This is a genomic window from Altibacter sp. HG106 (assembly GCF_028561755.1).
In the GTDB taxonomy this organism is placed as follows: Bacteria; Bacteroidota; Bacteroidia; order Flavobacteriales; family Flavobacteriaceae; genus DFVG01.
The window spans coordinates 536,548-561,482 of sequence record NZ_JAQQTD010000001.1; the positions used below are offsets into that span (position 1 = coordinate 536,548).

General features: G+C 44.4%; 21 protein-coding genes. 5 read left to right on the top strand and 16 right to left on the bottom strand.

Translation table 11 applies throughout. From position 1 onward, the window contains the following. Window positions 1-92 precede the first annotated feature (92 nt). Window positions 93-866: a 23S rRNA pseudouridine(2604) synthase RluF gene (gene rluF, locus PO830_RS02520; RefSeq protein WP_272851958.1), complete on the top strand. Its 774-nt coding sequence runs from the start codon at window positions 93-95 to the stop codon at window positions 864-866. Between the two features lie 67 nt (window positions 867-933). On the opposite strand, the gene PO830_RS02525 is transcribed toward rluF, so the two are convergent. Next, window positions 934-1,368, bottom strand: a complete 435-nt coding sequence (locus PO830_RS02525; RefSeq protein ID WP_272851959.1) for an Hsp20/alpha crystallin family protein — start codon at window positions 1,366-1,368, stop codon at window positions 934-936. A 205-nt stretch (window positions 1,369-1,573) separates the two neighbouring features. Here PO830_RS02525 and PO830_RS02530 point away from each other — a divergent pair, with 205 nt between their 5' ends. Next, window positions 1,574-2,857: a DUF2254 domain-containing protein gene (locus tag PO830_RS02530; protein WP_272851960.1), complete on the top strand. Its 1,284-nt coding sequence runs from the start codon at window positions 1,574-1,576 to the stop codon at window positions 2,855-2,857. On the opposite strand, the gene PO830_RS02535 is transcribed toward PO830_RS02530, so the two are convergent. From PO830_RS02535 to sucC, 3 genes are all read right to left on the bottom strand, one after another. Further along, window positions 2,854-3,252: a tellurite resistance TerB family protein gene (locus PO830_RS02535; RefSeq protein WP_272851961.1), complete on the bottom strand. Its 399-nt coding sequence runs from the start codon at window positions 3,250-3,252 to the stop codon at window positions 2,854-2,856. The two genes, PO830_RS02530 and PO830_RS02535, sit on opposite strands and share 4 nt — an antisense overlap. 60 nt (window positions 3,253-3,312) lie before the next feature. Further along, window positions 3,313-3,648: a hypothetical protein gene (locus tag PO830_RS02540; protein ID WP_272851962.1), complete on the bottom strand. Its 336-nt coding sequence runs from the start codon at window positions 3,646-3,648 to the stop codon at window positions 3,313-3,315. A gap of 160 nt (window positions 3,649-3,808) precedes the next feature. Further along, a complete protein-coding gene (sucC, locus tag PO830_RS02545) occupies window positions 3,809-4,999 on the bottom strand; it encodes an ADP-forming succinate--CoA ligase subunit beta (RefSeq protein ID WP_272851963.1) in 1,191 nt (396 codons plus the stop codon). 179 nt (window positions 5,000-5,178) lie between these two features. Here sucC and lysA point away from each other — a divergent pair, with 179 nt between their 5' ends. The 3 genes from lysA (at window position 5,179) to PO830_RS02560 (ending at window position 9,240) form a co-directional block, all read left to right on the top strand. Continuing rightward, complete coding sequence (lysA, locus tag PO830_RS02550) at window positions 5,179-6,387, top strand: diaminopimelate decarboxylase (protein ID WP_272851964.1); 1,209 nt, start codon at window positions 5,179-5,181, stop codon at window positions 6,385-6,387. A gap of 27 nt (window positions 6,388-6,414) precedes the next feature. Then, window positions 6,415-7,533 (top strand): serine hydrolase, encoded by a 1,119-nt coding sequence (locus tag PO830_RS02555; protein ID WP_272851965.1) that lies wholly within the window; start codon window positions 6,415-6,417, stop codon window positions 7,531-7,533. Between the two features lie 93 nt (window positions 7,534-7,626). Next, a complete protein-coding gene (locus tag PO830_RS02560) occupies window positions 7,627-9,240 on the top strand; it encodes a phytoene desaturase family protein (RefSeq protein WP_272851966.1) in 1,614 nt (537 codons plus the stop codon). Between the two features lie 46 nt (window positions 9,241-9,286). Here the strand turns inward: PO830_RS02560 and PO830_RS02565 are convergent, their stop codons facing one another. The 12 genes from PO830_RS02565 to guaA all read right to left on the bottom strand — a co-directional run bounded on the left by PO830_RS02565 (window position 9,287) and on the right by guaA (window position 24,881). After that, window positions 9,287-11,800, bottom strand: a complete 2,514-nt coding sequence (locus tag PO830_RS02565; protein WP_272851967.1) for a choice-of-anchor Q domain-containing protein — start codon at window positions 11,798-11,800, stop codon at window positions 9,287-9,289. Window positions 11,801-11,944: 144 nt separating this feature from the next. Further along, window positions 11,945-12,886, bottom strand: a complete 942-nt coding sequence (locus tag PO830_RS02570) for an NAD(P)H-dependent flavin oxidoreductase (protein WP_272851968.1) — start codon at window positions 12,884-12,886, stop codon at window positions 11,945-11,947. Next, a complete protein-coding gene (locus PO830_RS02575; protein WP_272851969.1) occupies window positions 12,886-14,505 on the bottom strand; it encodes a S8 family serine peptidase in 1,620 nt (539 codons plus the stop codon). The genes PO830_RS02570 and PO830_RS02575 overlap by 1 nt, the downstream gene beginning before the upstream one ends. A gap of 10 nt (window positions 14,506-14,515) precedes the next feature. After that, window positions 14,516-15,703 (bottom strand): tRNA 2-thiouridine(34) synthase MnmA, encoded by a 1,188-nt coding sequence (gene mnmA, locus PO830_RS02580; protein ID WP_272851970.1) that lies wholly within the window; start codon window positions 15,701-15,703, stop codon window positions 14,516-14,518. A 61-nt stretch (window positions 15,704-15,764) separates the two neighbouring features. Continuing rightward, complete coding sequence (locus tag PO830_RS02585) at window positions 15,765-16,451, bottom strand: toxin-antitoxin system YwqK family antitoxin (RefSeq protein WP_272851971.1); 687 nt, start codon at window positions 16,449-16,451, stop codon at window positions 15,765-15,767. Between the two features lie 62 nt (window positions 16,452-16,513). Next, a complete protein-coding gene (gene yidC / locus PO830_RS02590; protein WP_272851972.1) occupies window positions 16,514-18,394 on the bottom strand; it encodes a membrane protein insertase YidC in 1,881 nt (626 codons plus the stop codon). A gap of 90 nt (window positions 18,395-18,484) precedes the next feature. Further along, the gene (locus PO830_RS02595; RefSeq protein WP_272851973.1) at window positions 18,485-20,092 is read right to left on the bottom strand and encodes a CTP synthase; all 1,608 of its coding nucleotides are present in this window, start codon (window positions 20,090-20,092) and stop codon (window positions 18,485-18,487) included. A gap of 102 nt (window positions 20,093-20,194) precedes the next feature. Continuing rightward, the gene (locus tag PO830_RS02600) at window positions 20,195-20,422 is read right to left on the bottom strand and encodes a DUF3820 family protein (RefSeq protein ID WP_272851974.1); all 228 of its coding nucleotides are present in this window, start codon (window positions 20,420-20,422) and stop codon (window positions 20,195-20,197) included. Beyond that, window positions 20,406-20,939, bottom strand: a complete 534-nt coding sequence (locus PO830_RS02605) for a DUF922 domain-containing protein (protein WP_272851975.1) — start codon at window positions 20,937-20,939, stop codon at window positions 20,406-20,408. Before PO830_RS02605 ends, PO830_RS02600 begins: the two co-directional genes overlap by 17 nt. A gap of 56 nt (window positions 20,940-20,995) precedes the next feature. Continuing rightward, window positions 20,996-21,403, bottom strand: a complete 408-nt coding sequence (locus PO830_RS02610; RefSeq protein ID WP_272851976.1) for an OsmC family protein — start codon at window positions 21,401-21,403, stop codon at window positions 20,996-20,998. Further along, the gene (locus PO830_RS02615; RefSeq protein ID WP_272851977.1) at window positions 21,400-23,319 is read right to left on the bottom strand and encodes a PBP1 and LysM peptidoglycan-binding domain-containing protein; all 1,920 of its coding nucleotides are present in this window, start codon (window positions 23,317-23,319) and stop codon (window positions 21,400-21,402) included. Before PO830_RS02615 ends, PO830_RS02610 begins: the two co-directional genes overlap by 4 nt. A gap of 32 nt (window positions 23,320-23,351) precedes the next feature. Continuing rightward, window positions 23,352-24,881, bottom strand: coding sequence for a glutamine-hydrolyzing GMP synthase (gene guaA / locus PO830_RS02620; RefSeq protein WP_272851978.1), 1,530 nt, complete (start codon window positions 24,879-24,881; stop codon window positions 23,352-23,354). Window positions 24,882-24,935: the final 54 nt, after the last annotated feature.

The window sequence follows — 24,935 nt, forward strand, 5'->3', positions numbered from 1 at the left end:
TATTGGTTATTTGGGAAAATAATCATTTCAAAACGGACAAGCGGTCTCTTTAATGCAAGTTTAACGCTTTCCTAATTTGTATCTTTGCGGCTATGGCACATCATCCTGATTCGGTTCGAATAAACAAAGCGATTAGTGATAGCGGTTACTGTTCCCGCAGACAGGCCGACACTTTAATTGAAGAAGGCATCGTAACGCTGAATGGCATAACGGCAACGCACGGCGATCGTGTGATGCCCAACGATGAAGTAAAAATATCGGGCAAACCCATACGGGAAAATGATACTACGGTTTACATCATGCTAAATAAACCTGTAGGGATTACCTGTACCACGGATAGACGTGTGAAGGGAAATGTAGTAGATTTCATGAAACACGAAGAGCGAATTTTTCATGTGGGCCGCTTAGACAAACCTAGCGAGGGACTGCTGCTCATGACCAATGATGGTGATATTGTCAACAAGATATTACGCGCCGGAAATGAACATGATAAGGAATACATTGTTACGGTAGATCGACCCATCACGCCCGATTTTATAGAGCGCATGAGCAATGGCATTCCCATCTTAGATACCATAACGAAAAAATGCGAAGTCGAACAACTGAGTCGGTTTGTCTTTCGAATTGTACTCGTGCAAGGGTTGAACCGACAAATTAGGAGGATGTGTGAGTATTTAGGCTATGAAGTAGAACGATTGAAGCGCGTTCGAATCATGAATTTGGAGTTGGGAACACTGCCTGTTGGAAAATGGCGCGATCTTACAAAGGAAGAAGTGCGGGAGCTCAAAAATCGGGTGGAAGATTCTCAAAACACACCGCAGGCCAATCGATCAGAAAAAACGGAAGGCAAACGTCGCCGCAGATAAAAAAGAAACCGCAAGCCGATTGAGTAGCCTGCGGTCATTTCAACTAACTAACCAAATTAAATTTCAATTATGAAATCTCAACCATTTTCTTTAGAGCGGGTTGCTCTTTTATTTTTGGAAGCATTACACGAAGAATTCCATCTTCATATGCCGCTTTAATTTCATCGGTATTCACTGTGTCAGGCAAGTGGAACGATCGTGAAAACTGATGATAACTGAACTCTTTTCTCGTGTAGCGAACATCGTTCTCTTTTTCCTCTGTAACCTCTTGACTTTCAGAATTAGAAGCTATTTTCAAGGTACCTTCTTCAATTTCAATAGTGAAGTCGTCTTTCTTCATTCCAGGCACTGCTAATTCAATGACAAAATTCGTGTTTTTTTCCTGAATATTTACCGCGGGAATGCTAAATTTTTCATAATTGCCTACATCTAGGCGGTTTTCCACAAAAAGGTCCTCAAAAATAGAAGGAAACCATGGCGTTGTTTTTTTTGCTAAATTCATATCTCTTACGTTTAAAGTTTCTAATTTATTTATTCGAGGTATTGCAAATTGAAGACCAAGTCATGCCAGCCGTCATTTTGACGCAAAATCAAGTTATCAACCTGTCTTTTTGGCGCATTATTAGGAAGTGACCTATTTATTTAATGCAATTTTAAGAAGAGCACGATAGAATTCTGACTACTTTCGTTATCATCAACCAACTCATATGGGGCGACTCTTTACTAAACTCACCACCTTTTTTACCAGCATACGATCTAAGATCGCCTTCTACCCCACCGTTATTTCATTAGGGGGTTTCATTTTAACCTTTATCATGAAATCCTTAGAAAACAGCGGGATCTCCAAACGTCTACAAGAAGTTCTGCCTCAATTGGTACTGGAAGATGGCGACACGGCCCTCACTATTTTGAGCGCCTGTATTGGCGGACTCATTTCAATGATGGTGTTTAGTTTTTCCATGGTGATGCTATTACTGAGTCAGGCGTCGAGCAACTTTTCTCCCCGCCTCTTGCCGGGCTTGATCTCCGATCGCATCCATCAAATCATTCTGGGGACCTATCTTGCCACAATTCTGTACAATATTATTGTTCTTTTAGGCATCGAGCCAGACGATAACACCTATGCCCTACCTGGATTGTCGATTCTTTTAGGGATCATTCTTACTATTATGTGTCTGTGTGCCTTTATTTACTTTATACATAATATTTCTCAGAGTATTCAGATCAATAATATTCTAGACACTATATACCAAAAATCGATGGACCGTTTAGAACGGACTATCGCCAAGGAAGAAGAAAAAGATTCCGAATTGATAGAAAATTTTCCAAATACCGAGAAATGGTTCGCGTATTCAGTTCCTAAAAGCGGTTATTTTCAGAACATTTCACTAAAAAATATCATGGATATTGCCGAGGCTAAAGACACCCGCCTCTATATTTGTCAACCCAAAGGACTCTTTGTACTCAAAAATGTTCCTTTTTTATTTTCAGAAAAAGAATTGGACGAAGAGTCCGTTGATGCCGTGCTGAGCAATATTAATTTCGCTCGAGGTGAGTTGGTCGAAGACAACTATATTTTAGCCTTTAAGCAAATGACAGAAATCGCTGTTAAAGCGATGTCCCCCGGCGTAAATGATCCGGGCACCGCAATTAATGCCATTGATTATTTGACCGAACTGTTCTCGTTGCGTTTACAGAAACGCGATAGCGGAGTCTTAGTTCGCGACGGAAAAACCCCTCTAAAGATTGCTACAGTTGATTTTGAGGAACTCCTATATTACACCATGGCATCATTGCGGCGCTATTGTAGTAGTGATCCCATTATTGTGCAAAAATTGGTGCGTATGCTTCGATATTTGAAGGAACACGATTGCAAAGAGCCGCACTACAAAGAAGTTATTGCGAGGGAACTAGAAATACTTTTAAAGGCTGCGGAAGCATCCCTACCTTCAGAAATAGACAAACAAAGACTTTCGGGACCTACCGCTTAGTTATAATAGGTTTTAAATATGCCCATTAATTCTTGCGCCGGAATCACACGATCCTCCAATTCTTGTGTTCGATTTAAGATGCGATCCACAGCACCGGGACGAATACCTAGCTTGATTCCAAATTCCCGCAGGAGCTGTACCTCGCTTTCATGCACTTCATAATCTACATTCATCAACAACACCATTTTGTGAAAGTGAATGATGCGGTCCATTTCGTTGGGAATAGGGGGTGACGGTACCGGATGCTCCAGCAGGTGTTCTACTTCTTTTTCAGAAACATCCATTCGTTTTGCCATTCTGAGGATAAAATCATATTCCTCATTTTTCAGGGTATTATCAGCAAAGGCCAAAGCAATTAAATCGCTTAATAAGCCAAACTTCTTTTGTTGCTCCATGGCTACAAAAATAAAAAATCCCGGTTGATGAGACCGGGATTTTTTAGAGGTACCTTTCGGTTAGCTTTTTGAAGTTAATCGGATGGGAACTTTGTATTCCTTTCCGGTTTCAAAATCGCTGGTTACCTTTTGGTAATTCAAACGCGACTTTACATAGCGCTCTAACTGTTCGTTTTCAGTTTTAACACATAGCACCACGATTTCACTTTCTTCGTTCACAATGAAACTTACAAAAGCAGCTTCATCGTCGGTGACGAGGAAATGGGGATTCTTCAGCAGTTCTCCGATCGTCTCAGAAGGAATTACATCAGTTGTAGAAATTGGATTGGTTGCAAATGCAGTAACGGTTGCGGCCATAAACATCCCGGCCAAGAGGATTGATTGAAACGTTTTCATAAATTCTCGTTTTAAGATTGATATACACCTAAGAGACGAGCGGTAAGGAGGATATGTTACGGTTCCCTAATTTCTTTAACAATTTATTAACCTTTGAAAATCAATGAACTAAAAAAGCCCCGGAAACGTTCCGAGGCTGATACAATATATGTCTTTCGAATTAGCTGAGTACTTTTTGTACTTTATCGGCCGCTTCTTGAAACTCGATCGCACTTTGCACATCGAGTCCGCTATTATCAATCAATTCCTTTGCAATATCGGCATTGGTTCCTTGTAAGCGTACAATAATCGGCACATCGATATTCTTCATGTTTTTATACGCATCGACGATTCCTTGTGCCACACGATCACAACGAACGATTCCACCAAAAATATTTACCAGAATTGCTTTCACATTAGGATCTTTCAGAATTAAATTGAAAGCCGCTTCTACACGCTCGGCATCTGCGGTACCTCCAACATCCAAGAAATTGGCGGGTTCCCCTCCGGCTTGCTTAATTAAGTCCATGGTAGCCATAGCCAAACCAGCTCCGTTCACCATACAACCTACATTTCCGTCAAGGTCTACATAATTCAACCCAACCTCTTTGGCCTCTACTTCCACGGGATTTTCTTCTCGTACGTCACGTAGGGCAGCATAGTCTTTATGACGAAATAAAGCGTTGTCGTCTAAGGTAACTTTGGCATCAACTGCAATGATCTTATCGTCGCTGGTCTTCAGCACCGGATTGATCTCAAAGAGTGATGAATCCGATTTTTCATAGGCCGTGTACAGGGCTTGTACGAACTTGGTCATTTGTTTGAATGCTTGTCCGCTTAACCCTAAATTAAACGCTACACGTCTTGCCTGGAAGGGCAACAAGCCCGTAGCAGGGTCTATCTCTTCCGTAAAGATTAGGTGCGGAGTCTCTTCGGCAACAGTTTCTATATCCATTCCTCCCTCGGTAGAATACATGATCATGTTTCTACCATTCGAGCGGTTTAATAGTACGCTCATATAGTATTCTTCCGGCTCATTATCGCCCGGGTAATACACGTCCTCGGCTACCAGAACCTGATGTACTTTCTTTCCCTCCGCACTCGTTTGAGGGGTCACCAAATTCATTCCGATAATATCGTTTGCGATATCGGCGACTTCCTTGATATTTTTCGCAAGCTTTACACCGCCCCCTTTACCTCGGCCACCCGCGTGCACCTGAGCTTTAATTACATGCCATCCGGTTCCGGTTTCTTCGGTCAGTTTTTTAGCAGCTTCTACGGCTTCATCTGCCGTGGTTGCCACAATACCGCGTTGAATTTGTACGCCAAAACTATTTAGTATTTCTTTCCCTTGATATTCGTGTAGATTCATGAGTCGTTAATTTTTCCGTAAGCAAAAATAAGAAATGCCCTCGTAATCCCCTATCCTTTTAGTGGATTATGTCTCGATTTTACTGCGGAAAGGTCAAACTCAAAATTTTATCAAATTATTCACAGGCAATTAAAGGATAGCGTTTAATTTAGTTGGCTTATTTACAAACCAATCAAAACATGACTCATCGAGACCTACTAAACGTCGCAAACGAATTTGGAAGTCCCGTATACGTTTACGATGCTGAGAAAATCCAATCGCAATACCAACGATTAACCGCTGCTTTCTCGAAAGTGAAACAGCTACAAATCAATTATGCGGTTAAGGCCTTGAGCAATATTTCGGTATTGAAATTTTTACATCAGCAAGGAGCCGGGATGGATACGGTCTCTATTCAAGAAGTGCGGTTGGCGCTGGAAGCGGGTGTACCCGCCGAAATGATTATCTATACGCCCAATGGCGTCTCTTTGAAGGAAATTGAAAAAGCGGCTGAACTCGGAGTTCAAATCAATATTGACAACCTTTCCATTTTGGAGCAATTTGGAACCAAGCACCCCCACGTTCCTGTATGTATTCGCATCAATCCACATGTGATGGCGGGAGGGAATCACAATATTTCCGTAGGCCATATCGACAGCAAGTTTGGAATTTCCATCCACCAATTGCCGCACGTGCAACGCATCGTAGAGAATACCGAAATGAAGGTCAACGGAATTCACATGCATACCGGAAGCGATATTTTAGATATTGATGTGTTCTTACATGCTTCGGAAATTCTTTTTGAGGCCGCGCGTCATTTTGATGCGCTGGAGTTTATTGACTTCGGAAGCGGATTTAAGGTGCCGTATCACGAGGGCGATATTGAAACTAACATCGAAGAATTTGGAGCCCGACTTACCGAACGCTTCAATGAATTTTGCCAAGAAGTAGGGAGGCCGCTCACCTTGGCTTTTGAGCCTGGAAAATTCCTGGTGAGTGAAGCCGGAAAGTTTTTAGTACAAGTAAATGTCGTGAAACAAACCACCTCTACTATATTTGCGCAGGTAGATAGTGGGTTTAACCACCTCATCAGACCCATGCTTTATGGATCGCAACATCAAATTGAAAACATCAGCAATCCCAAAGGCCGCGAACGTTTTTACAGTGTGGTGGGGTACATTTGTGAAACCGACACCTTCGCGAACAATCGCAGAATCGCCGAAATTCGAGAAGGCGACATTCTTGCCTTTTCAAATGCGGGTGCTTATGCGTTTACCATGGCCAGCAATTATAACTCTAGATTTCGCCCTCCCGAAGTATTATGGCATGGCGGAAAAGCACATCTTATTCGGAAGCGAGAAACCTTCGAAGATCTTACACGCAATCAAATTGTAGCCTCGCTGTCCTAAGGTTCCAAATCCTTTGTATCTTTAACCATGCGCTATTTCGTTATGATTTGCTTGCTGGCTATGGCAGCTTGTGAGGCTCCTGAATTAAACCCCATTGAGCGATCGACGCTTAGTGCCCACCCTGCCATGCTGCAGGTGTGGCATGATCCCAACGCTTATGAGGTGCAAATTCTATTTACGGAAATAGATCGCAACGATCAAGGAACGCCAACCTTCACAGAGTATTCCTTTAAAACCAACGACAGCGTTTATTTTTATCCGGCCAGTACGGTAAAGCTACCTGCCGCTATCCTTGCGCTCGAAAAAACTTCAAACGCTTCAGACATCACACGAGAGACGCGGTACACCCTTCCGGGGGATAGTAGCGAGTACAGCTTATCCTCCGACATTAAACAAATTTTTGCCGTGAGCGATAATGACGCATACAATCGCATCTACGAATGGTTAGGGCGAGATTATATGAACGAAGCGCTTCAGAAGAGAGGGATCAGCCCCATACGCCTGGCACACCGCCTTTCTACGGAAGATGCCGCTCGTTCTCAGCGCGACACGGTGACTTTCAAATTGACACACAGGGATACAACATTTGTTGGCAACGACCGAACCCTTACGCCCCTACCCAATTTGCGGAAGATTAAGAAAGGTAAAGCGTTCATGAGACAGGGCGATCGCGTTCCGCAACCAATGGATTTTTCAGAAAAAAACTATCTACCGCTTCAAAGCCTACACGATATTACAAAACGCGTGTTCTTTCCCGAGACGTTCCCTCCTGAACAGCGTTTTTCGCTTTCCGAAGACAACCGAAGGTTTCTCATACAACAAATGAAAACAGTTCCAAGGAAGGAAGGATACAATGAAACCGACTACCCGGATAGCTTTGGGAAATTTTTTATGTATGGCGATACGAAAGATCGAATTCCTGAGCATATCCATATTTACAACAAGGTGGGGTACGCCTACGGAACACTTACCGAAACCGCCTATATTCACGATACAGAACGGCAAATTGAATTCCTCCTGTCTGCTACCCTACTAGTAAACAAGAATCAGATTTTCAATGACGACACCTACGAATTTGAAACCGTTGGAATTCCCTTCTTAGCACAATTGGGACGCGAAATGTACCTGCATATGCTGCAGCGATAAACTGAAAAAATAAACGTCTGCCGCGACAATTCCTTCAAAAATCCTATTTTTGAGACTTCTCGAGGGATCACACGCTTTTCAATTATACCCTACATGCGAAAAAAGAATTACGCGGCTTTCACTTCCGATCTTAGCGCCCAACGCCCTGATCACATTATCATCGGATCGGGGATTGGCGGACTTACCACAGCAGCGTGGTTGGCGAAAGGTGGGAAAAAAGTTATGGTCTTAGAACGACACTACGTACCGGGAGGCTTCACCCACGTTTTCAAACGAAAAAAAGGATTTCAATGGGATGTAGGAGTGCATTATGTGGGCAATGTTGGAGAAGAAGATTCACTCAAGGGGCTATTTGATTTTATTACCGATGGCGCGCTGGAGTGGGAATCGATGGGAGAAGTTTATGATGTTGCCATTATCGCGGGTAAAAGGTATGAATTTCGGAAGGGCGAGGAGGCGTTTCGTACGCAAATGAAGCATTACTTTCCGAAGGAATCTGAAGCCATAGATGCCTACATAGAACTTATCAACGCTTCCAACAAACGCGGAGCCCCCTTCTTTTTGGAAAAAACCTTCAAGCCAATACTACAATACACCTTGGGCTATTTTTTTCGGAAACGATTTCAAAAATATTCCCAAGAGACCACCTATGAAGTGCTCCGTTCTATTACCGATAACCCAACACTCATAGCAGTACTTTGTGCACAATGTGGCAATTATGGCCTTACCCCGAAGCGAAGCAGCTTTGCGGCGCATGCCTTGGTGATTGGTCATTTTATGAATGGCGGATACTATCCTAAAGGCGGAGCCGAACAATTATGGCAACGCACCATCGACACCATCAATAATCACGGGGGAAGCGTTTATATTAAAGCGAATGTGCAGGAGATAGTCGTGAAAAAAAATCGGGTGCAAGGGGTTCGCGTTGACAATTCCTTTATTCCTTGCAACAGTGTCATTAGCAATGTAGGGGTTTTGAATACGTTTCAGAAGCTACTACCCGAAGCGTATTCTCAAAAATACAAGATACCTACCAATACGTTAGAACGCGCAACAGCTCATTTTTGTTTATACGTTGGTCTAGATGCTAGCAGCGAAGCGCTACAACTTCCCAAACATAATATTTGGTGGTATGCCCACACCGATACCGATGCCATTATCAATGAGGCAACCCCTGAAAACGCTGCGAAACAGTTTGCTTACATCTCTTTTCCCTCTGCAAAAGATCCGCTTTGGGAGGACACCCACCCGAATACAGCTACCATTCAAGCTATATCTGTCGCGCATTATGATTGGTTTAAGGCGTATGAAGATCAGCCATGGCGTAATCGGGAAGATGCTTACGAAAACATGAAAGAAGTATTTAAAGAGGGCATGCTGAATCGATTATTTGAATTGTTTCCGCAGATCAAGCCCCATGTGGTTGTCACGGAAGTTTCAACGCCTCTTTCCACCAAACATTTCACTAATTATCAAGAAGGAGAAATATACGGACTCGCTCACACCCCTGAGCGGTTTACCCTACCTTTTTTGCGTTCAGAAACCAAAATAAAGGGACTTCGTCTTGCCGGTCAGGACGTTACGCTTGTAGGGGTGGCCGGCGCTATGATTTCAGGGCTGCTTTGTGCTACCACCATTTTGAAATTCAAATCCTGGAAATTGTTCAAGCAAATTAACGGCTTGGACTGGAAACCCGATTCAGCATAAAAAAGCCACCCGAGGGTGGCTTCTATCCTCTATAGGTAAGGGGCTACTACTCTACCACTAATTTGTGAGAAGTAATTAGTCCTTCTGTTTCAACGCGAACTATATACATTCCGCTTGTTAGACCGTACAAGCTAAACTCATTGATGCCTGACGTAAGCTCTCGTTCTTTTACCGTTTGTCCGGTAATGGAAACTATGGTCATCTTTTTCGGTCCTAGCACATCATTGGGCAATTCAACCGTTAAGTTAGATCGCGCAGGATTTGGATAAATAATGCTATTCTGAATGGTTACTACGTCGTTAACACCAAAGACACCATCTAATTCGAAAGCACCAATATCTCTGGTTCCTACGAGTGAAAAGTCACGTTGATCTTTGAATACATCGGCTGGATCACCTTCATCAATTCCCACACTTCCGGTTTGTAAAGCATGCGTGAAAGTATCGCCACCGTTATCTTGAAGCGGACCTAAGAGCGGTGTGACTTCTTCTTGGTCTGTAGCTTCTTCGGGGAATGCGTTAGTATCATCAGTTCCGATAATATTAAATCCGGTAGAACTAAAGTTTCCATCCACATCAAGGCCACTTGCCGCGGTATTTCCAGAAACGATTGTATTTTTTAGGGCAGTGTTTGTAACACTAAAAATACCTCCTCCATTATCCGTTGCGGTGTTTAAGGCAATGGTAAGTGCATTGACAGCAAAAGTATCGTTATTGAAGATTCCTCCTCCGTCTGTAGCTGCCGTATTTCCAGACAAGGTACTTCTTTCAAGGTCGAAGGTACCAAAGTCGTTATGAATAGCACCTCCGGCACCTGCAGTAGCACTATTATTTGATAAGGTAGACGTAATTATGATATACGAACCTCCGTTGTTGTAAAGCGCTCCTCCTCCGGTTCCGGCAGCCGAATTATTTTCAAAAGTGGTTCTAGAAACAATAAGTTGTGTTCCTAGCTGATTCCATAGTGCTCCCCCCTCATTGGCGGCTAGATTCGCATTAATATCACTTCTGTCGATAGTAATCACACTGCTTTCTCCGGTAACGTGAAATGCACCACCGTTACCTGGGTTTGCCGTTCCGGCGGTTCCATTTACATCATTTGCAGTTAATTCTGAAAGATCGATATCTAGCGTTCCGTCAATTAGTTCGATGGCACCTCCGGCACGATTTGCACTATTGGTATCAAAAACACTTTCATTGATCGTTACCGCGCCATCTACACTTAAGAGCCCGCCTCCTGAACCAGAAGTTCCTGTAGCTAGATTGTTGGACAGGATGGTATTATTCTGAACAACGAGGGTTCCTCCATTATTGAAAATACCACCACCACCGTTATCGGCGTTGGCTCCTGTGGCACTATTACCGTCAATTAAGGTATTATCTACCGTCATAGTTCCCAAGCTGTTCCACAATCCACCTCCTTCGCTACCTGCTATATTATCGGTAACAGTAGCATTAAGGATATTGGCATTTCCATCTCCTGTGATATGAAGTCCGCCTCCATTACCAGGACTTGTAAAAGTTTCATTGTTAGAAAGCGTTGCTCCGTTTATAATGATAGTAGTCACCGCACCTGAAACGTCTTCAATTCCTCCACCGGCGCGATTTGAGGTATTGCCAGTAATCGAAGCATCATTAATGGTGAGCATTCCGCCGGCATCATTTAAAATACCTCCTCCAGAGCCTGAGGCTCCATCAGCATTGTTATTAGAAATAACTGCACCATTAACAATTTCAATTATTCCGCTTAAATTATAGACGCCACCACCACCTTGATCGGCATCATCACCGCTCGCAGTGTTTGCGTCAATTTCTGTAGCGTCAATGGTCATCATTCCCGACCCATTCCAGAGTCCGCCGCCTTCGGCAGCGGCGACGTTGTCATTTACGGTTCCTCCAATGATCATTGCGTCTCCTGCACCGGTAATATGGAGTCCGCCTCCGTTTCCAGGGCTTGCGGTTGCAGGTGCAACCCCTGCATTATTATTGTCTAGGTTTACATTGTCCAGCGTAATTGCTACTCCGGCTCCAGAATTGTCTTCGATTCCTCCACCAGCTCGATTCGCCTGATTGCCGGATATTTCGGTGTCGGTAGCCGTCAGAGTGGCTCCAGCATCCACAAAAATTCCGCCTCCGGAACCTGAAGCACCACTGGCTATATTATTGCTTATTCCGCAGTCGTCTATGGTGAGATCGGCACCGGCAACAAAAATTCCGCCGCCATCTTCAGCATCACCGTTAATGATATCCAAGTTAGTGAACGTTACAGGTCCGGCCGTAATATTAAACGCACGACCATTTCCATCGGCATCAATAATAGTATTGATTACGGGTGAGCCAGTAATGGTCAATTCCTTATCAATGGTAAGTTCGTTATTCAGCGCAACCGTTAATACCGCAGCAGAGAATGTAATTTCTCCTCCTGCGGGGGTGTCTGCTATTTCTACTCGAAGTGTTCCATCTGAGCCGTCATCGGCACCGCTTGTCACAACTTGAGCATTTGAAATCTGACTTGCAAAAAGGCCAAAGACCATAGCAAGTAGTAGTGTAATCTTTTTCATAGTTTATAATTTTTTGATAATTGTTTATATAAACTACGGGATAGGAATGACAATGGTTTTCGATATAGCCTTGTTTAACAGCGAATTAACGAGAAATGTTAATCTAAGGATAAGAGACTTCCTAAAAGGCAGAAAAAACTTCTGCTAAACGGTAGGTAGATCATTTTTAGTCTCATTAAATTCTGCGATCATGTTTTGAACGATGCTTGCGGCCGGAAGAATATCGTGGATCAACCCCGCAATTTGCCCAATCTCTAATTCGCCTTCCTCTAAATCTCCCTCAAACATGCCACGTTTGGCGCGTGCTCGGCCGAGCAATTTCTGTAGCTCCTCTTTCGTGGGTTGTTTGGTGTAGAGGTCCATAACATCTTCAAAGAACTTATTCTTCAATAAACGGACTGGAGCCAGTTCTTTCAAGGTAAGCTGTGTATCACCTTCTTTTGCGGCGACCACCTGATCTTTAAACGCGCGATGTGAAGAAGCTTCTTCCGAAGCTACAAACCGACTCCCCACCTGAACCGCATCGGCACCAAGCACCATAGCCGCGAACATCCCACGCCCCGTGGCGATTCCGCCAGCTGCTATTAGGGGAATACTTATTTTTTCTCTGACCATCGGAATAAGAGTAAAGGTGGTGGTTTCCTCTCTCCCATTGTGGCCTCCTGCTTCAAAACCTTCGGCAACTACCGCATCTACTCCGGCCTCTTGCGCTTTGAGCGCGAATTTTACACTGCTCACAACGTGAACAACTGTGATGCCGTGTTGTTTGAGATTTTTGGTGTATGTCTTTGGATTTCCTGCGGAAGTAAATACAATCTTCACGTCTTCTTCCACGATGATCTCCATGATCTTCTCGATGTCGGGATACAACATGGGCACATTGACTCCAAAAGGCTTATCGGTAGCCTTCTGACACTTTTGAATATGTTCTCGCAACACCTCCGGGTACATGCTTCCGGCACCCAACAATCCTAGTCCCCCTGCATTGCTCACCGCACTGGCAAGGCGCCAACCACTATTCCAAATCATTCCCGCTTGAATCAACGGGTATTGTATCGAAAAAAGTTCCGTAATTCTGTTAGGCATTATTGTTTGATAATTTTAAAGGTGTTGCTCTTTTGAGAAGCTTGAATGGTGAGTATGTACACGCCCGGAGAAAAATGTGCTACCGAAATAGCGGGGTCTGCGATTACTACCTTTTGTTGTAACAGTATTTGCCCGGTAAGACTCGTCATGGTGATGAGCGCAGTATCTTCCGCAGCAGGAAACGATATCATCAATTGGTTATGCACAGGATTTGGGTATAGCGCGAAATTGGCATCCAGTTGCTGGGCTTCAATCGATAAGTTTTGCAGCACCCCATACGCCTCTTCAAAATTAGGAATTCCATACCCCATCTCATCGGTTGGATTTTCGAACAGGCTAGCCGATTCACGAATGATCTGCATCAATTCTGCATTGGTCGTTTCGGGTCTAAATTGCCACAGACAGGTGATTGCACCGGCGCTGATCGGAGAACTGAAAGAGGTTCCATTGCTAAAACTTACATTTCCAGAAGAGGTAATGACCGCCGCATCGACGCCTTGCGCCATAATATCGGGTTTTACGCGTCCGTCAACGGTGGGACCTCTGGAGCTGAAACTTGCATAATTACCGGATGCATCTACGGCTCCTACCGAAAGAACGCCTGGAGCATCGGCAGGTGTTGCGACCGTTCCAAAACCGTTGCCGTCATTTCCAGCAGAGGTGACCAATAACATTCCTTTATCGAAGGCGTGGTTTGCGCCTCTCGCAGCAAAGGTGGTTTGCCCATCGAGATCTTCGTAGGAATGATCGTAATTAGCGTTGTCATAATCCTGATATCCTAAAGAAGTATTCACCACGTCCACACCCAGACTATCTGCACGTTCAAGAGCTTCGACCCAATAGGCCTCTTCAACGGGAACTTCGGTAGGGGAGAATTCGGTTCTGAACAAGTAAAAGGAGGCTTCAGGCGCAGTTCCAACAAATTGTCCGTCCAACAACCCACCAATATCGCTGAAGGTTCTGGTCCCGTGAGACCCTGTTCCTGTTACATCCGTTTGCCTTCCGACGAAATCATAGGTACCCAACAACCGACCTTCAGAAACAACTTCAGAAAAAGCGGGAATTGACGCAATGTTTGGAAATCCGCTATCCAAAACAGCCACAATCATTCCGTCGCCGGTTAGGTCTTGTTCATGCAGAAAATCCCCATTGAGCATGGTAATTTGATTGGTCGCCGCTCCGTAATCATAAACGATTCGGGAAGGGTGTTCCTCTTCAAACTTTTCCGAAGGATTTCTTGGACCGGGCATAAAATTTAAGTCCTTATCGGCATATTCTACCTCCGTCACAAAAGATAAATTCAAAAGGTCTTCAATATTCGCTTGGGTTCCCTGCACATAGACACAGTTCATCCATTTCGATTTCGCCAAAACGGCAATCCCGTTGGCTGCCTTCACTTGAGCGATATAGTCTTCATTCACCGGCACATCTCGTTCGTCAATAGGAACACCATGAAGGTCTTTTCGGTCTATGGCTTCCTGGGTTAGAATTGTCAGGGGATTTGCGATCGATGTAGCCACATCTTCTTTATCTCCAAAAAACACCCAGGCATCTTGAGTTTGACTTTGGGCAGGTAGGCAACAACACAGTATTAGTAGTAAAAAGGAAAGGAATTTCATAGCGTTTACGTTAAGAAATTACGCCACTTCCTAACAATTCATCGTCTTGATACCAGACTACAAATTGTCCTTCGGTGATGGCAGATTGATCTCTTTCAAAGATAACATAAAGTCCGGAATGCGTTTGATGCAGCGTAGCATTTTGTAAGGGTTGACGATATCGGATACGCGCTTTAAGGCTCATTTGCTCCCCCTCTCGAAGTTTGAGGTCTTCACGAACCCAATGCACTTCTTCATTGGTCACAAACAAACCACGTCTATACAGTCCGGGATGATCTTTGCCCTGTCCCGTATAAATAATATTCGCTTCCACATCGGTATCGATAACGAACAAGGGTTCTTTGGTGCCCCCCACTGCGAGTCCCTTGCGTTGTCCTTTGGTAAAATAGTGAGCGCCCTGATGGGTTCCTACTACGGCCCCGTCTTCCGGTCGATACTGGTATTTTTCAGAAAATTTTTCGAGAGCCTCTTCGGAAGTTACCTGTTCGGGCAGTTGTTTTTCATACGCTTTATAGCCCGAAGGAACTTCCACAATAGCGCCCTCTTTCGGACGTAATTTTTGCTGAAGAAATTCTGGAAGTCGTACTTTTCCGATGAAACACAATCCTTGCGAATCCCGCTTCTCTGCTGTTACGAGTCCTTGCTCTGAAGCGATTGCACGCACCTCAGGTTTCAGTAATTCTCCTACCGGAAACAGTGTTTTCGATAACTGTTCCTGGGATAATTGACATAAAAAATAAGATTGATCCTTGTTCGGATCTTTTCCGGCAAGCAAACGGTAAATGGTTTCGTCGTCTTTAGTAAAAACTTCCTTCCGACAATAATGACCTGTAGCTACGAAATCGGCTCCGAGGTCCATGGCGATTTTCAGAAAAACATCGAATTTTATTTCGCGGTTGCAAAGCACATCTGGGTTGGGCGTACGCCCCATTTCATATTCGCGAAACATGTAGTCTACAATACGCTCTTTGTATTGCTCGCTAAGATCTACTGTTTGAAAGGGAATACCCAGTTTTTCAGCTACGATCATAGCGTCATTGCTATCTTCCAGCCACGGACATTCGTCGGATATGGTAACAGAATCATCGTGCCAATTCTTCATAAAGAGGCCAATAACTTCGTATCCCTGCTTTTTGAGAAGATAGGCAGCCACACTAGAATCTACCCCGCCACTAAGTCCGACAATAACCCGTTTCATCGCATGATTTTTAAAGTGCAAAGGTACGATAATTCAAAACAAAGCATGACGCCTTCTGGGGTTACCCCTTGGTAGGTTTCGGGTAGCGTTCTTCCAGTTCAATCTCCCCGTTTTTGTAGTATTTCCAGAGTCCGTGTTTCTTGCCCTCTTTGTAGTGTCCATCAATTACAACATTTCCATTGGCGTCGTAATAGGTGGCAGGACCGTGCAATTCATCCTGAAAATAGAGGAGCTTTTTGAGTAGAACTCCTTCCGGAGAATAATATAAATTCTCTCCTTCTCGACTTCCCATTTCGTAGGAAAGTTCTTCGGTCACCTGACCGTTGGGGTAATAGGTGATTTTTCTGCCATGTAGCGTCCCTTCGCGGTAGTGTTCTTTGCTCATAATGGCCTCCGACGCCTTGTGATAGAAGACCCATTCACCGGTACGTAACTTTCCGCTCATTGTTCCTTCACTCACCTTTTTCCCATTTTCCGTAAAGTAGGTCACTTTAGCAAGGTTGTCTTTACCCGTGAATTCTTTCACCACCATGGGTTGCTCTTTACAGGTCTCGCAATAGAATTTGAACGTTCCTACCTCGCTACCGTGTTCAAAAGTACCTTCATACCGCAGTTGTTTGGAATTGTCGAAATACTTTTTCCAAACCCCGTGACGTCTTCCCTGATCGTCCACCTGATTGATGTCCTCTTGGGCGTGGCCGGGAACCATTCCTAAAACAACTAGTATGAGAATAAACGTTCGTAACATCGCAGTTGGGTTTTGTATCACACTAACGATAAAAGCGGTATTCTATTTTACAGAAAACCTACTTACTTTTTCTGGGCTTTCTTCTGAGCCTCGGCTTGTTCCATCATTTCTGCCATTTTTCGTTGGAAACGATTTTGTTTACGAGGTTTCTTTTTATTCTCCTGAATTCTGGCGTGAATTTTATCTTCGTCGATAATCACATTTTTGATCACCAACATAATTCCGATGGTAATAAGGTTCGACGTTAGATAGTAAAGCGATAATCCCGAAGCATAATTGTTAAAAAATACCAACATGAAAAGCGGCGACAGATACATCAGGAATTTCATGTTCGGCATTCCCGGTTGTTGCTGTGCCTGCATGCTCTGCCCGGTACTCATCATCATGTAAACAAATATCGCAATAGACGCTAAAATCGGGAATAAGCTCACGTGGTCTCCGTAGAACGGAATATGGAACGGAAGCTCTGCAATAGTATCATAACTCGATAAATCTTCTGCCCAAAGGAAGCTTTTCTGACGTAAATCGAAGGCCGTGGGGAAGAAGGTGAACAAGGCGTAGAACACCGGGATTTGAAGCAAGGCAGGCAAACAACCCTTCAACGGACTCGCACCGGTGGCGCTTTGCAGTTTCATGGTTTCCTGCTGAATCTTCATTTGGTTCCCCTCATATTTCTTTCGTATCTCATCCATTTCAGGTTTTAATACCTTCATCTTCGCTTGCGAGACATACTGCTTGTACTGTACTGGAGAAAGTAATAATTTAAACAAGATGGTAAGGACGATGATAGCAATACCCGCGGGGAACCAATTACTCAGCACCCCAAAGACAGGAATGATCAGATATTTGTTGATCATTCCGAAGATACCCCAGCCCAGCGGCATGGCTTCATCCAAATTTCGATCATAGCCCTTAAAGATTTGGTAATCAGTAGGACCGTAGTACATGTTCATGTTATACGACAGCCCTCCGGCCTGAGGCTCGAGCAGCATTTTGGCGCCGTATTTTTTGGTGTATACGGTATCAACTTCCTCATCTTTAACCAGGTCTTCGGAAGAAAAGGCTACTTCTGGAAATTCGGTATCGGTAAGTAGCATCGAACTGAAGAAATGCTGTCGGAAATTCATCCAATTCACATCTTTTTCTACTTCATCGTCTTCCCCTGAAGGCGATAATTTTGAAAAATCCTCATCCTCATATTCGTAGGTAAGTCGGGTGTACCGGTTTTCGTATGTAATGCTTTTTGCGTGGCGATATCCCTTCAGTTTCCAATCCAAATAGATCGGCTGAGAGGTGTCGACAACGCCTTCCAATCCTTGAGAACGAATATTGAAATCGAGCATGTACTCGCCGGGCTTAATTTCGTATCGGTATTCCAAATAGGCATTCGCCGACGTTTTCAACTTCATGGAAAGCACTTGATTGGCTCCGTTTTGGGTTAGGGAAGGCTCAAAATAGAGATCCTTTGAATTGAGGAGTCGGTTTTCCGCAGAAAACTGCAAATTGAACTCATTATTCCCGTCTTTGATAAGATACACCGGTTCGCCTGCATAGGTGGTATGCTCCTTCATCATGGCCTCTACCACATAGCCTCCCTGATTACTGATTTCTAATCGAAGCACATCGTTTTCTAGCGTTGTGGTGGCATCCTTGGCAGAAGGGAGCGTTCCGGAATAGGCAAACGATCCTAATCTATTTTGCAACTCCTGTACCGCTGTGGAGTCTCCCTGGGTCACTGCATTAGACGTAACCTCCGGTTCTACGCTCTCATCCACTGCTGATGTCGTAGCATCCTCCGTGGTTGCGGTATCCGATACTTGCTCGGTAGTATCGGGATCTACTGCGGTTTCTTCCGGCTGATTGATGTAAAGCATCCACAGTAAAATACCGCCGATGAGCAAAAAGCCTATAAGTGAATTCTTGTCAAATTTTCGTTCTTCCATATTGAGATCCTGATTGTAGGAAAGCTATAATTTCTAATTGTGTTCTGTCAACAACCTAGCCGACCTCGAAAGGTCGGTCAAATTGTCGTATTACTTTTTATGTTCATGTGCCGCCTTGACGAAGGCCACAAACAATGGATGTGGGTTTGCTACGGTACTTTTGTATTCCGGGTGGTATTGCACTCCTACAAACCACGGATGATTTTCTAATTCAATAATTTCTACAAGATCGGTTTCTGGGTTGATCCCGGTGGCTTTCATACCCGCCCTTTCCAAGTCGGCGCGGTATTTATTATTGTATTCGTAGCGGTGACGGTGGCGCTCGGCAATTTGGTCTTTGTCGTAGATCGCCTTTACCTTTCCGCCCGTCAATTGACAATCCCATGCTCCCAAACGCATGGTGCCGCCTTTATCGGTAATCTCTTTTTGCGATTCCATCAGGTCGATTACTGGATGCGGAGTGTTTGGCTCCATTTCAGTAGAATTGGCCCCTGCTAACTTCAATACGTTTCTGGCGTATTCTATGACGGCCATTTGCATACCAAGACAAATTCCGAAATAGGGAATCTGATGTTCTCTAGCGTACTTAACCGCTTCGATCTTTCCTTCGATGCCCCGTTCTCCGAAGCCCGGAGCTACTAATATACCATCCAGGTTCTCGAGTTCGAAGGCGATATTCTTGGCATCGATATATTCGGAATGAATGGAGACTACTTCCACGTTGACTTCATTCTCGGCTCCCGCATGGGTGAGCGCTTCTAAAATCGACTTGTAACTGTCTTGAAGTTCAACGTATTTACCTATGAGCCCGATGCGCACTTCCCCCTTCGGATTCTTATGACGCTTTAAAAAGGCATTCCATCGCTCGAGGTTGGGTTCGGATTTTTCCGGTAGGTTTAATTTTTTTAAGGTGACGCGATCTAAGCCTTCCTCCAGCATCAAATTAGGTACATCATAGATGGTTGACGCGTCTATAGATTGGATGACCGCTTCTTTCTGAACATTACAGAAAAGCGCTAATTTATTTTTAAGATCGTCTGAAAGTTCGTGTTCGGTACGGCACACCAGGACATCGGCCTTGATCCCGCTTTCCATAAGGGTTTTTACGGAATGCTGTGTCGGTTTTGTCTTAAGTTCGCCTGCGGCGGAAAGATACGGCACTAGGGTTAAGTGAATGACCAGCGCATTATCATCGCCTAATTCCCAGCGAAGTTGGCGAACCGATTCGATATACGGAAGCGACTCAATGTCCCCTACCGTTCCACCAATCTCGGTGATCACGATGTCGTATTCTCCACTATTGCCGAGAATCTGAATACGTTCCTTAATTTCGTTGGTGATGTGCGGTATGACTTGAACTGTTTTTCCGAGAAACTCTCCGCGACGTTCCTTTTCGATGACACTTTGGTAAATCCGACCGGTGGTGACATTGTTGGCCTGAGAGGTAGCAACATTCAAAAAACGTTCGTAATGACCTAAGTCCAGATCGGTTTCGGCACCGTCGTCGGTCACATAGCACTCGCCATGTTCGTAGGGGTTTAATGTCCCGGGATCTACATTGATATAAGGATCGAGTTTTTGGATCGTAACACGATATCCTCTGGCTTGCAGTAATTTAGCCAGTGATGCCGCGATAATACCCTTTCCTAAAGATGATGAAACCCCGCCCGTAACGAAGATGTACTTTGTAGTGCTCATGAATGTGTAGCTTGTTGTTACCTATACGGGATGCAAAGGTATGGATTTATTGCGGAAGGAATGCCTTTTGATTTTAAAATTTGGTAGTGCTTCGGAAGTTTATCAAGGTCGCAGTTTTCTTAGCATCGGCTCTAGGCCATTGATCTTAATTTCAAAGACTTCGTGCATGAGTCGCCCGAGCTTTCCTTCTGGCCAGCCTTTTTTCTGAAACCAAACATAGTACGCTTCCGGAATATCTAGCAGGTATTGATCTTTATATTTTCCGAAGGGCATTTTGTACGTGGCAAGGACCACCAGATGCTTCGGATCGAAATTATTTCCAACGTCCATAACGACGCAACTCCTCTCTAATAAAATACTCCCATTTCTCTTCTCCTTCAACGATCTTCGAGTGATCACTTTCTTCGTCAAATTGCTCCTGCATCTCACGGCGTTCTGCTTCAATGCCTTTGTAGATCGCTTCAATTTGAGCTTTGGGATTACCGGTAAAGGTGGCTTCCGACAACCGCTTCCGAAGTTTTCTCGCAAATAATTCAGAAATATCAAAATGAGTTTGCTCGTGTTTCAGAATATAGTCATTAACGCGTTCCGGAATATACCAGGAGAGTTGTGGGTAGAAGTTAGACCGGACGGTGTAATCCACCTCCAGTACACCCTCCGACATAACAAACGAATAGGAAAAAGAAATGCCGCTATTGGTACTGGCCACATAGGTACCCAGTGATTCAGGCACTCCTTGAAAATCATCCCAGGTTAGGGTATTAGCTTCACTCCAAGGTACGCGCTCTACCTCGGTATCATTTGGAAACGAAAAAAATAAAAGAAGCGCGGGGAGCAAAAACTTCATTAACTAGTCGATCTATTAGGGAGTTAAGTACTAAACGGCGACAAAAGTACTATATTTTATTGATTCCAGTGAAAGACGATAACTTTTTCGATATCAGGATGAAGACTATAGTGTACCGGGCAGGTGTTGGCGGTACGCTCTAGAAGTGTTCGATGCTTTTCTGAAGTTTCTTTCGGAAGCTGCAGCACTACTTCAATTTTCGAAATACGTCGTGGGTTTGAAGCCATCGATTTGGTGACGGTGGCGGTACTTCCGGAAAGAGAAACCTCCATATCGCGTGCTTTGATGCCCATAACGGTTAGCATGCAATTGGCCAGACCGGTCGCTACCGTATCGGTGGGTGAAAAAGCTTCCCCTTTTCCTTGATTATCTATAGGCGCGTCGGTAATGTATTTATTGCCAGACCTTAGATGTTCACATTCGGTTCGCAGTTCGCCGAGATAGGTTACTTTAGAGGTACTCATTCTACCACCTCCAAATCTAGATTTTTGTTGTACCGAATAATGTACAAGGCCTGATTCTGGTAGCCGGAGAAGAATTTTTTATTATATCGAAACTTATTCCCAATGTACTCGGTTTCGTAATCACTCTTTACCGCGTCATACATATCGTCATCGGTGGAAGCCAAGCGCAGTAAAATATCATAGGTAATATCGAACCCGCGCACGGCAAACCTATTGGGCATTACGCCGTATTTATTCTTATAGCTCACCAAGAATGGTTCTTTTTCGTCCAGTTGATAATGCTTGCTAATGGAGGGAAAAGTAAAGCTTAAATTGGCCAGGTGCATGTTACTGATATCGTCATAATCGTATACGTCCCCCTTATCTAGGGTGAACAATCGCAAGCGATAGGTTTCGGGCATACCGTTTAACAATCCAACAACATTACTCACTAGGACCGGGTCTGAGGATTCTAAGATCACCCAGTTCTCTTTCCCAGTGGTATCTAGTTTTCCAGCGATATCGGTTTGATATAGAAACCCTTTTTCTCGTGGCATGATGGATTTGACCTGTGGAATTATTTCTAGTACCGCGGTCTTGCTCGCCTGATGACGTTTGTCTGTGATGAGTAACACGTTTTTGTCGGCAGTATTTCGCTCGAGGTAATCAAGCATGGCTTCCTTGAGCATGTCATCTGTAGGCAGCGTTTGAAACAAATTCGAACTAAGGTCGATGTTTCGATTACTCAGCGGAGAAAAAACCGGAACATTATCTCGTTTTAGGTCGGCTGCAGCACGTTCTACGTTTTTTTGAAGTAACGGACCAATAACGGCTTGGGTATTTTGTAAGTTATTGGCACCAATAATCGAGCGCACGCGCTGTTCGCTAGCTTCGGTATCAAACACTTGAAGATTTACGGAGATTCCCTGATCCTTGGCAAATTCGGCTGCCATCAACACGCCACTGTAAAAATCAAGGGCTACACGAACTGTGCGTTGTTGTTTTAATATCGATTCCCGTTGCGATGTGGAATCGGAGGTAACACGATTCAACATAAAAGGAAGCATTACCGCCAGGCGCTTGGTATCGCGATTGGTGATAGAACGCTCTAAATCTATGGTTCCCAATGCCTCACCGGTCTCGGTGCTGTTCTCCTTCGGAATTTTTAAGATCATCCCCTCTTTGAGACCGTTTTTCGCGTAAGGATTCAAGGCGACGATTTCTTCTTCTGAAAGCCCTAACTTCACCTTCAAACGATAGAATCCCTCTTTAGGTTGTACTTCGTAAAAATCAAACTCGTTCTCTTCAATCACTGCTGAAGTCACCACCGCTTCTTCCTTTACGGTTAGCGTATATCCAATAGGGAGGTTCTCCGGAAGTTCAGGATTTAATGCCCGTAATTCGGCGAGTGTTAATCCATATTTTCTAGCGATGCCAAAAGAGGTCTCTTTCGGCTGTACCACGTGAACCGGCCCAGAAGTTTCCGAATTTGAGGCATTGGAATTATCATCGGTCACCACCGTAGGTTTGGTACCGACAGGAATTTGGAGTTTTTCTCCTTTTTTAAGTTGCGCCGCGTATAAGTGTTTGTTATACTTTTTGATTTCGTCAACGGTGGTATTGTATTCTTGCGCTATGCTAAACAGTGTTTCTTTTCGCTGCACGCGATGCGTTTTGAACGAGCGTCCTTCTTCGGTTGTTATTTTTTCTGCCGTACTTGGTAAGATCAAAACACTGTTTGCGCTGATCCCTTCGCGCGCATCTGGATTTAGGCGATAAATGGCATTTTCAGAAAGACCGTATTCTTTGGCGATACTGTAAATAGTTTCCCCTTGCTGTACGCGATGGGTTTTGTAGGTGCTTTGAGAAGGTTGCGAGTAGCTTCCGCAGCCCATACCAATTACACATACCAAGGCGATGAAGAGTGTGTATCTCATAAGAAGTGTTGCAGTTATTTCGGTTTTATTGATCATTCCCACTCAATGGTAGCGGGCGGTTTTGAGCTAATGTCGTACACTACTCTATTAACGCCTTTTACTCGGTTTATTATATGATTACTCGTTTCTTGTAAAAATTCATAGGGTAAATTTACCCAATCTGCCGTCATCCCATCGGTAGATTCAACGGCTCGCAACGCGACAACTTGTTCGTAGGTGCGTTCGTCTCCCATCACTCCCACGCTTTGGACCGGTAGCAATATAGCACCTGCCTGCCACACACTGTCGTAGAGCTCCCATTTTCTAAGACCGTTGATAAAAATCGCGTCTACTTCTTGTAAGATACGAACTTTTTCGGCAGTGATATCTCCCAAGATCCGAATCGCCAATCCAGGTCCCGGAAATGGGTGTCGCCCCAATAAATTTTTGTCCATTTCCATTTCGGCACCCACACGACGCACCTCATCTTTGAAGAGCATCCGAAGCGGTTCTACAATTTTCAACTTCATAAAGTCGGGCAATCCGCCCACGTTGTGATGTGACTTAATAGTAACGGAGGGACCATTAACAGATACACTCTCGATCACATCAGGATAAATCGTTCCTTGTGCCAACCAATCGACGCCTTGAATGGCGGTTGCCTCATCATCAAACACCTCGATAAATACCTTCCCTATAATCTTCCGTTTAGTTTCAGGGTCGCTCACGCCCTTTAATGCTTCCAAGAAGCGTGCCGAGGCATCCACACCCTTTACATTCAACCCCATGTCTTTGTATTGCATGAGGACATCACTAAATTCGTTCTTCCGAAGGAGTCCGTTATTCACAAAAATACAGTACAGATTTTCCCCAATAGCCTGATGCAATAGCATTGCCGCGACGGAGGAATCCACGCCTCCGCTAAGCCCCAGTACTACTTTCCCGTCTCCCACTTGATCCTTCAAGGCTTGCACCGTGGTATCTACGAAAGCTGCCGGCGTCCACGAATGTTCGACACCCGCAATACGGGTTAAGAAATTGTCTAATAATTGGCGGCCCTGGGTCGTATGATAGACTTCCGGATGAAATTGGATGGCATAGGTATGCTCTCCTTCAATTCGATAGGCTGCATTCAATACATCTGCCGTACTAGCCAGTCGGATGCCCCCTTCGGGAAGGGTCGCGATGGTATCGCTATGACTCATCCAAACCTGAGAACCTTCCGCAATATTTTCGAATAAGGACTCTTCCGCTTTGATCATGCTGAGCTTGGCGCGGCCGTATTCACGAATGTTACTCGGTTCGACACTCCCCCCGTTAAAATGGGCGAGGTACTGCGCGCCGTAACAAACCGCTAAGATCGGTTTGTGACCTTTTATTTGAGAAAGATCGGGATGCGGCGCATCCTCGGCGCGCACCGAAAACGGACTCCCCGAGAGAATGACTGCTTTGAATTCCGAAAGATCTTCTGGAATGTTATGGTAAGGATGAATTTCGCAGTAGATGTTGAGTTCACGAACCCGCCTGGCGATGAGTTGGGTGTACTGCGATCCAAAGTCTAGAATAAGGACGTTGTTTTGCATAGGCAAAAATAGGATGTTTTTTTATTGTCATAGGAATATTCCCGAATGAATTTC

Excerpts from the sequence above, each read along its gene's own strand:
- rluF (WP_272851958.1), top strand. The coding sequence starts at position 93 with ATGGCACATCATCCTGATTCGGTTCGAATAAACAAAGCGATTAGTGAT.
- PO830_RS02525 (WP_272851959.1), bottom strand. The coding sequence starts at position 1,368 with ATGAATTTAGCAAAAAAAACAACGCCATGGTTTCCTTCTATTTTTGAG.
- PO830_RS02530 (WP_272851960.1), top strand. The coding sequence starts at position 1,574 with ATGGGGCGACTCTTTACTAAACTCACCACCTTTTTTACCAGCATACGA.
- PO830_RS02535 (WP_272851961.1), bottom strand. The coding sequence starts at position 3,252 with ATGGAGCAACAAAAGAAGTTTGGCTTATTAAGCGATTTAATTGCTTTG.
- PO830_RS02540 (WP_272851962.1), bottom strand. The coding sequence starts at position 3,648 with ATGAAAACGTTTCAATCAATCCTCTTGGCCGGGATGTTTATGGCCGCA.
- sucC (WP_272851963.1), bottom strand. The coding sequence starts at position 4,999 with ATGAATCTACACGAATATCAAGGGAAAGAAATACTAAATAGTTTTGGC.
- lysA (WP_272851964.1), top strand. The coding sequence starts at position 5,179 with ATGACTCATCGAGACCTACTAAACGTCGCAAACGAATTTGGAAGTCCC.
- PO830_RS02555 (WP_272851965.1), top strand. The coding sequence starts at position 6,415 with ATGCGCTATTTCGTTATGATTTGCTTGCTGGCTATGGCAGCTTGTGAG.
- PO830_RS02560 (WP_272851966.1), top strand. The coding sequence starts at position 7,627 with ATGCGAAAAAAGAATTACGCGGCTTTCACTTCCGATCTTAGCGCCCAA.
- PO830_RS02565 (WP_272851967.1), bottom strand. The coding sequence starts at position 11,800 with ATGAAAAAGATTACACTACTACTTGCTATGGTCTTTGGCCTTTTTGCA.
- PO830_RS02570 (WP_272851968.1), bottom strand. The coding sequence starts at position 12,886 with ATGCCTAACAGAATTACGGAACTTTTTTCGATACAATACCCGTTGATT.
- PO830_RS02575 (WP_272851969.1), bottom strand. The coding sequence starts at position 14,505 with ATGAAATTCCTTTCCTTTTTACTACTAATACTGTGTTGTTGCCTACCT.
- mnmA (WP_272851970.1), bottom strand. The coding sequence starts at position 15,703 with ATGAAACGGGTTATTGTCGGACTTAGTGGCGGGGTAGATTCTAGTGTG.
- PO830_RS02585 (WP_272851971.1), bottom strand. The coding sequence starts at position 16,451 with ATGTTACGAACGTTTATTCTCATACTAGTTGTTTTAGGAATGGTTCCC.
- yidC (WP_272851972.1), bottom strand. The coding sequence starts at position 18,394 with ATGGAAGAACGAAAATTTGACAAGAATTCACTTATAGGCTTTTTGCTC.
- PO830_RS02595 (WP_272851973.1), bottom strand. The coding sequence starts at position 20,092 with ATGAGCACTACAAAGTACATCTTCGTTACGGGCGGGGTTTCATCATCT.
- PO830_RS02600 (WP_272851974.1), bottom strand. The coding sequence starts at position 20,422 with ATGGACGTTGGAAATAATTTCGATCCGAAGCATCTGGTGGTCCTTGCC.
- PO830_RS02605 (WP_272851975.1), bottom strand. The coding sequence starts at position 20,939 with ATGAAGTTTTTGCTCCCCGCGCTTCTTTTATTTTTTTCGTTTCCAAAT.
- PO830_RS02610 (WP_272851976.1), bottom strand. The coding sequence starts at position 21,403 with ATGAGTACCTCTAAAGTAACCTATCTCGGCGAACTGCGAACCGAATGT.
- PO830_RS02615 (WP_272851977.1), bottom strand. The coding sequence starts at position 23,319 with ATGAGATACACACTCTTCATCGCCTTGGTATGTGTAATTGGTATGGGC.
- guaA (WP_272851978.1), bottom strand. The coding sequence starts at position 24,881 with ATGCAAAACAACGTCCTTATTCTAGACTTTGGATCGCAGTACACCCAA.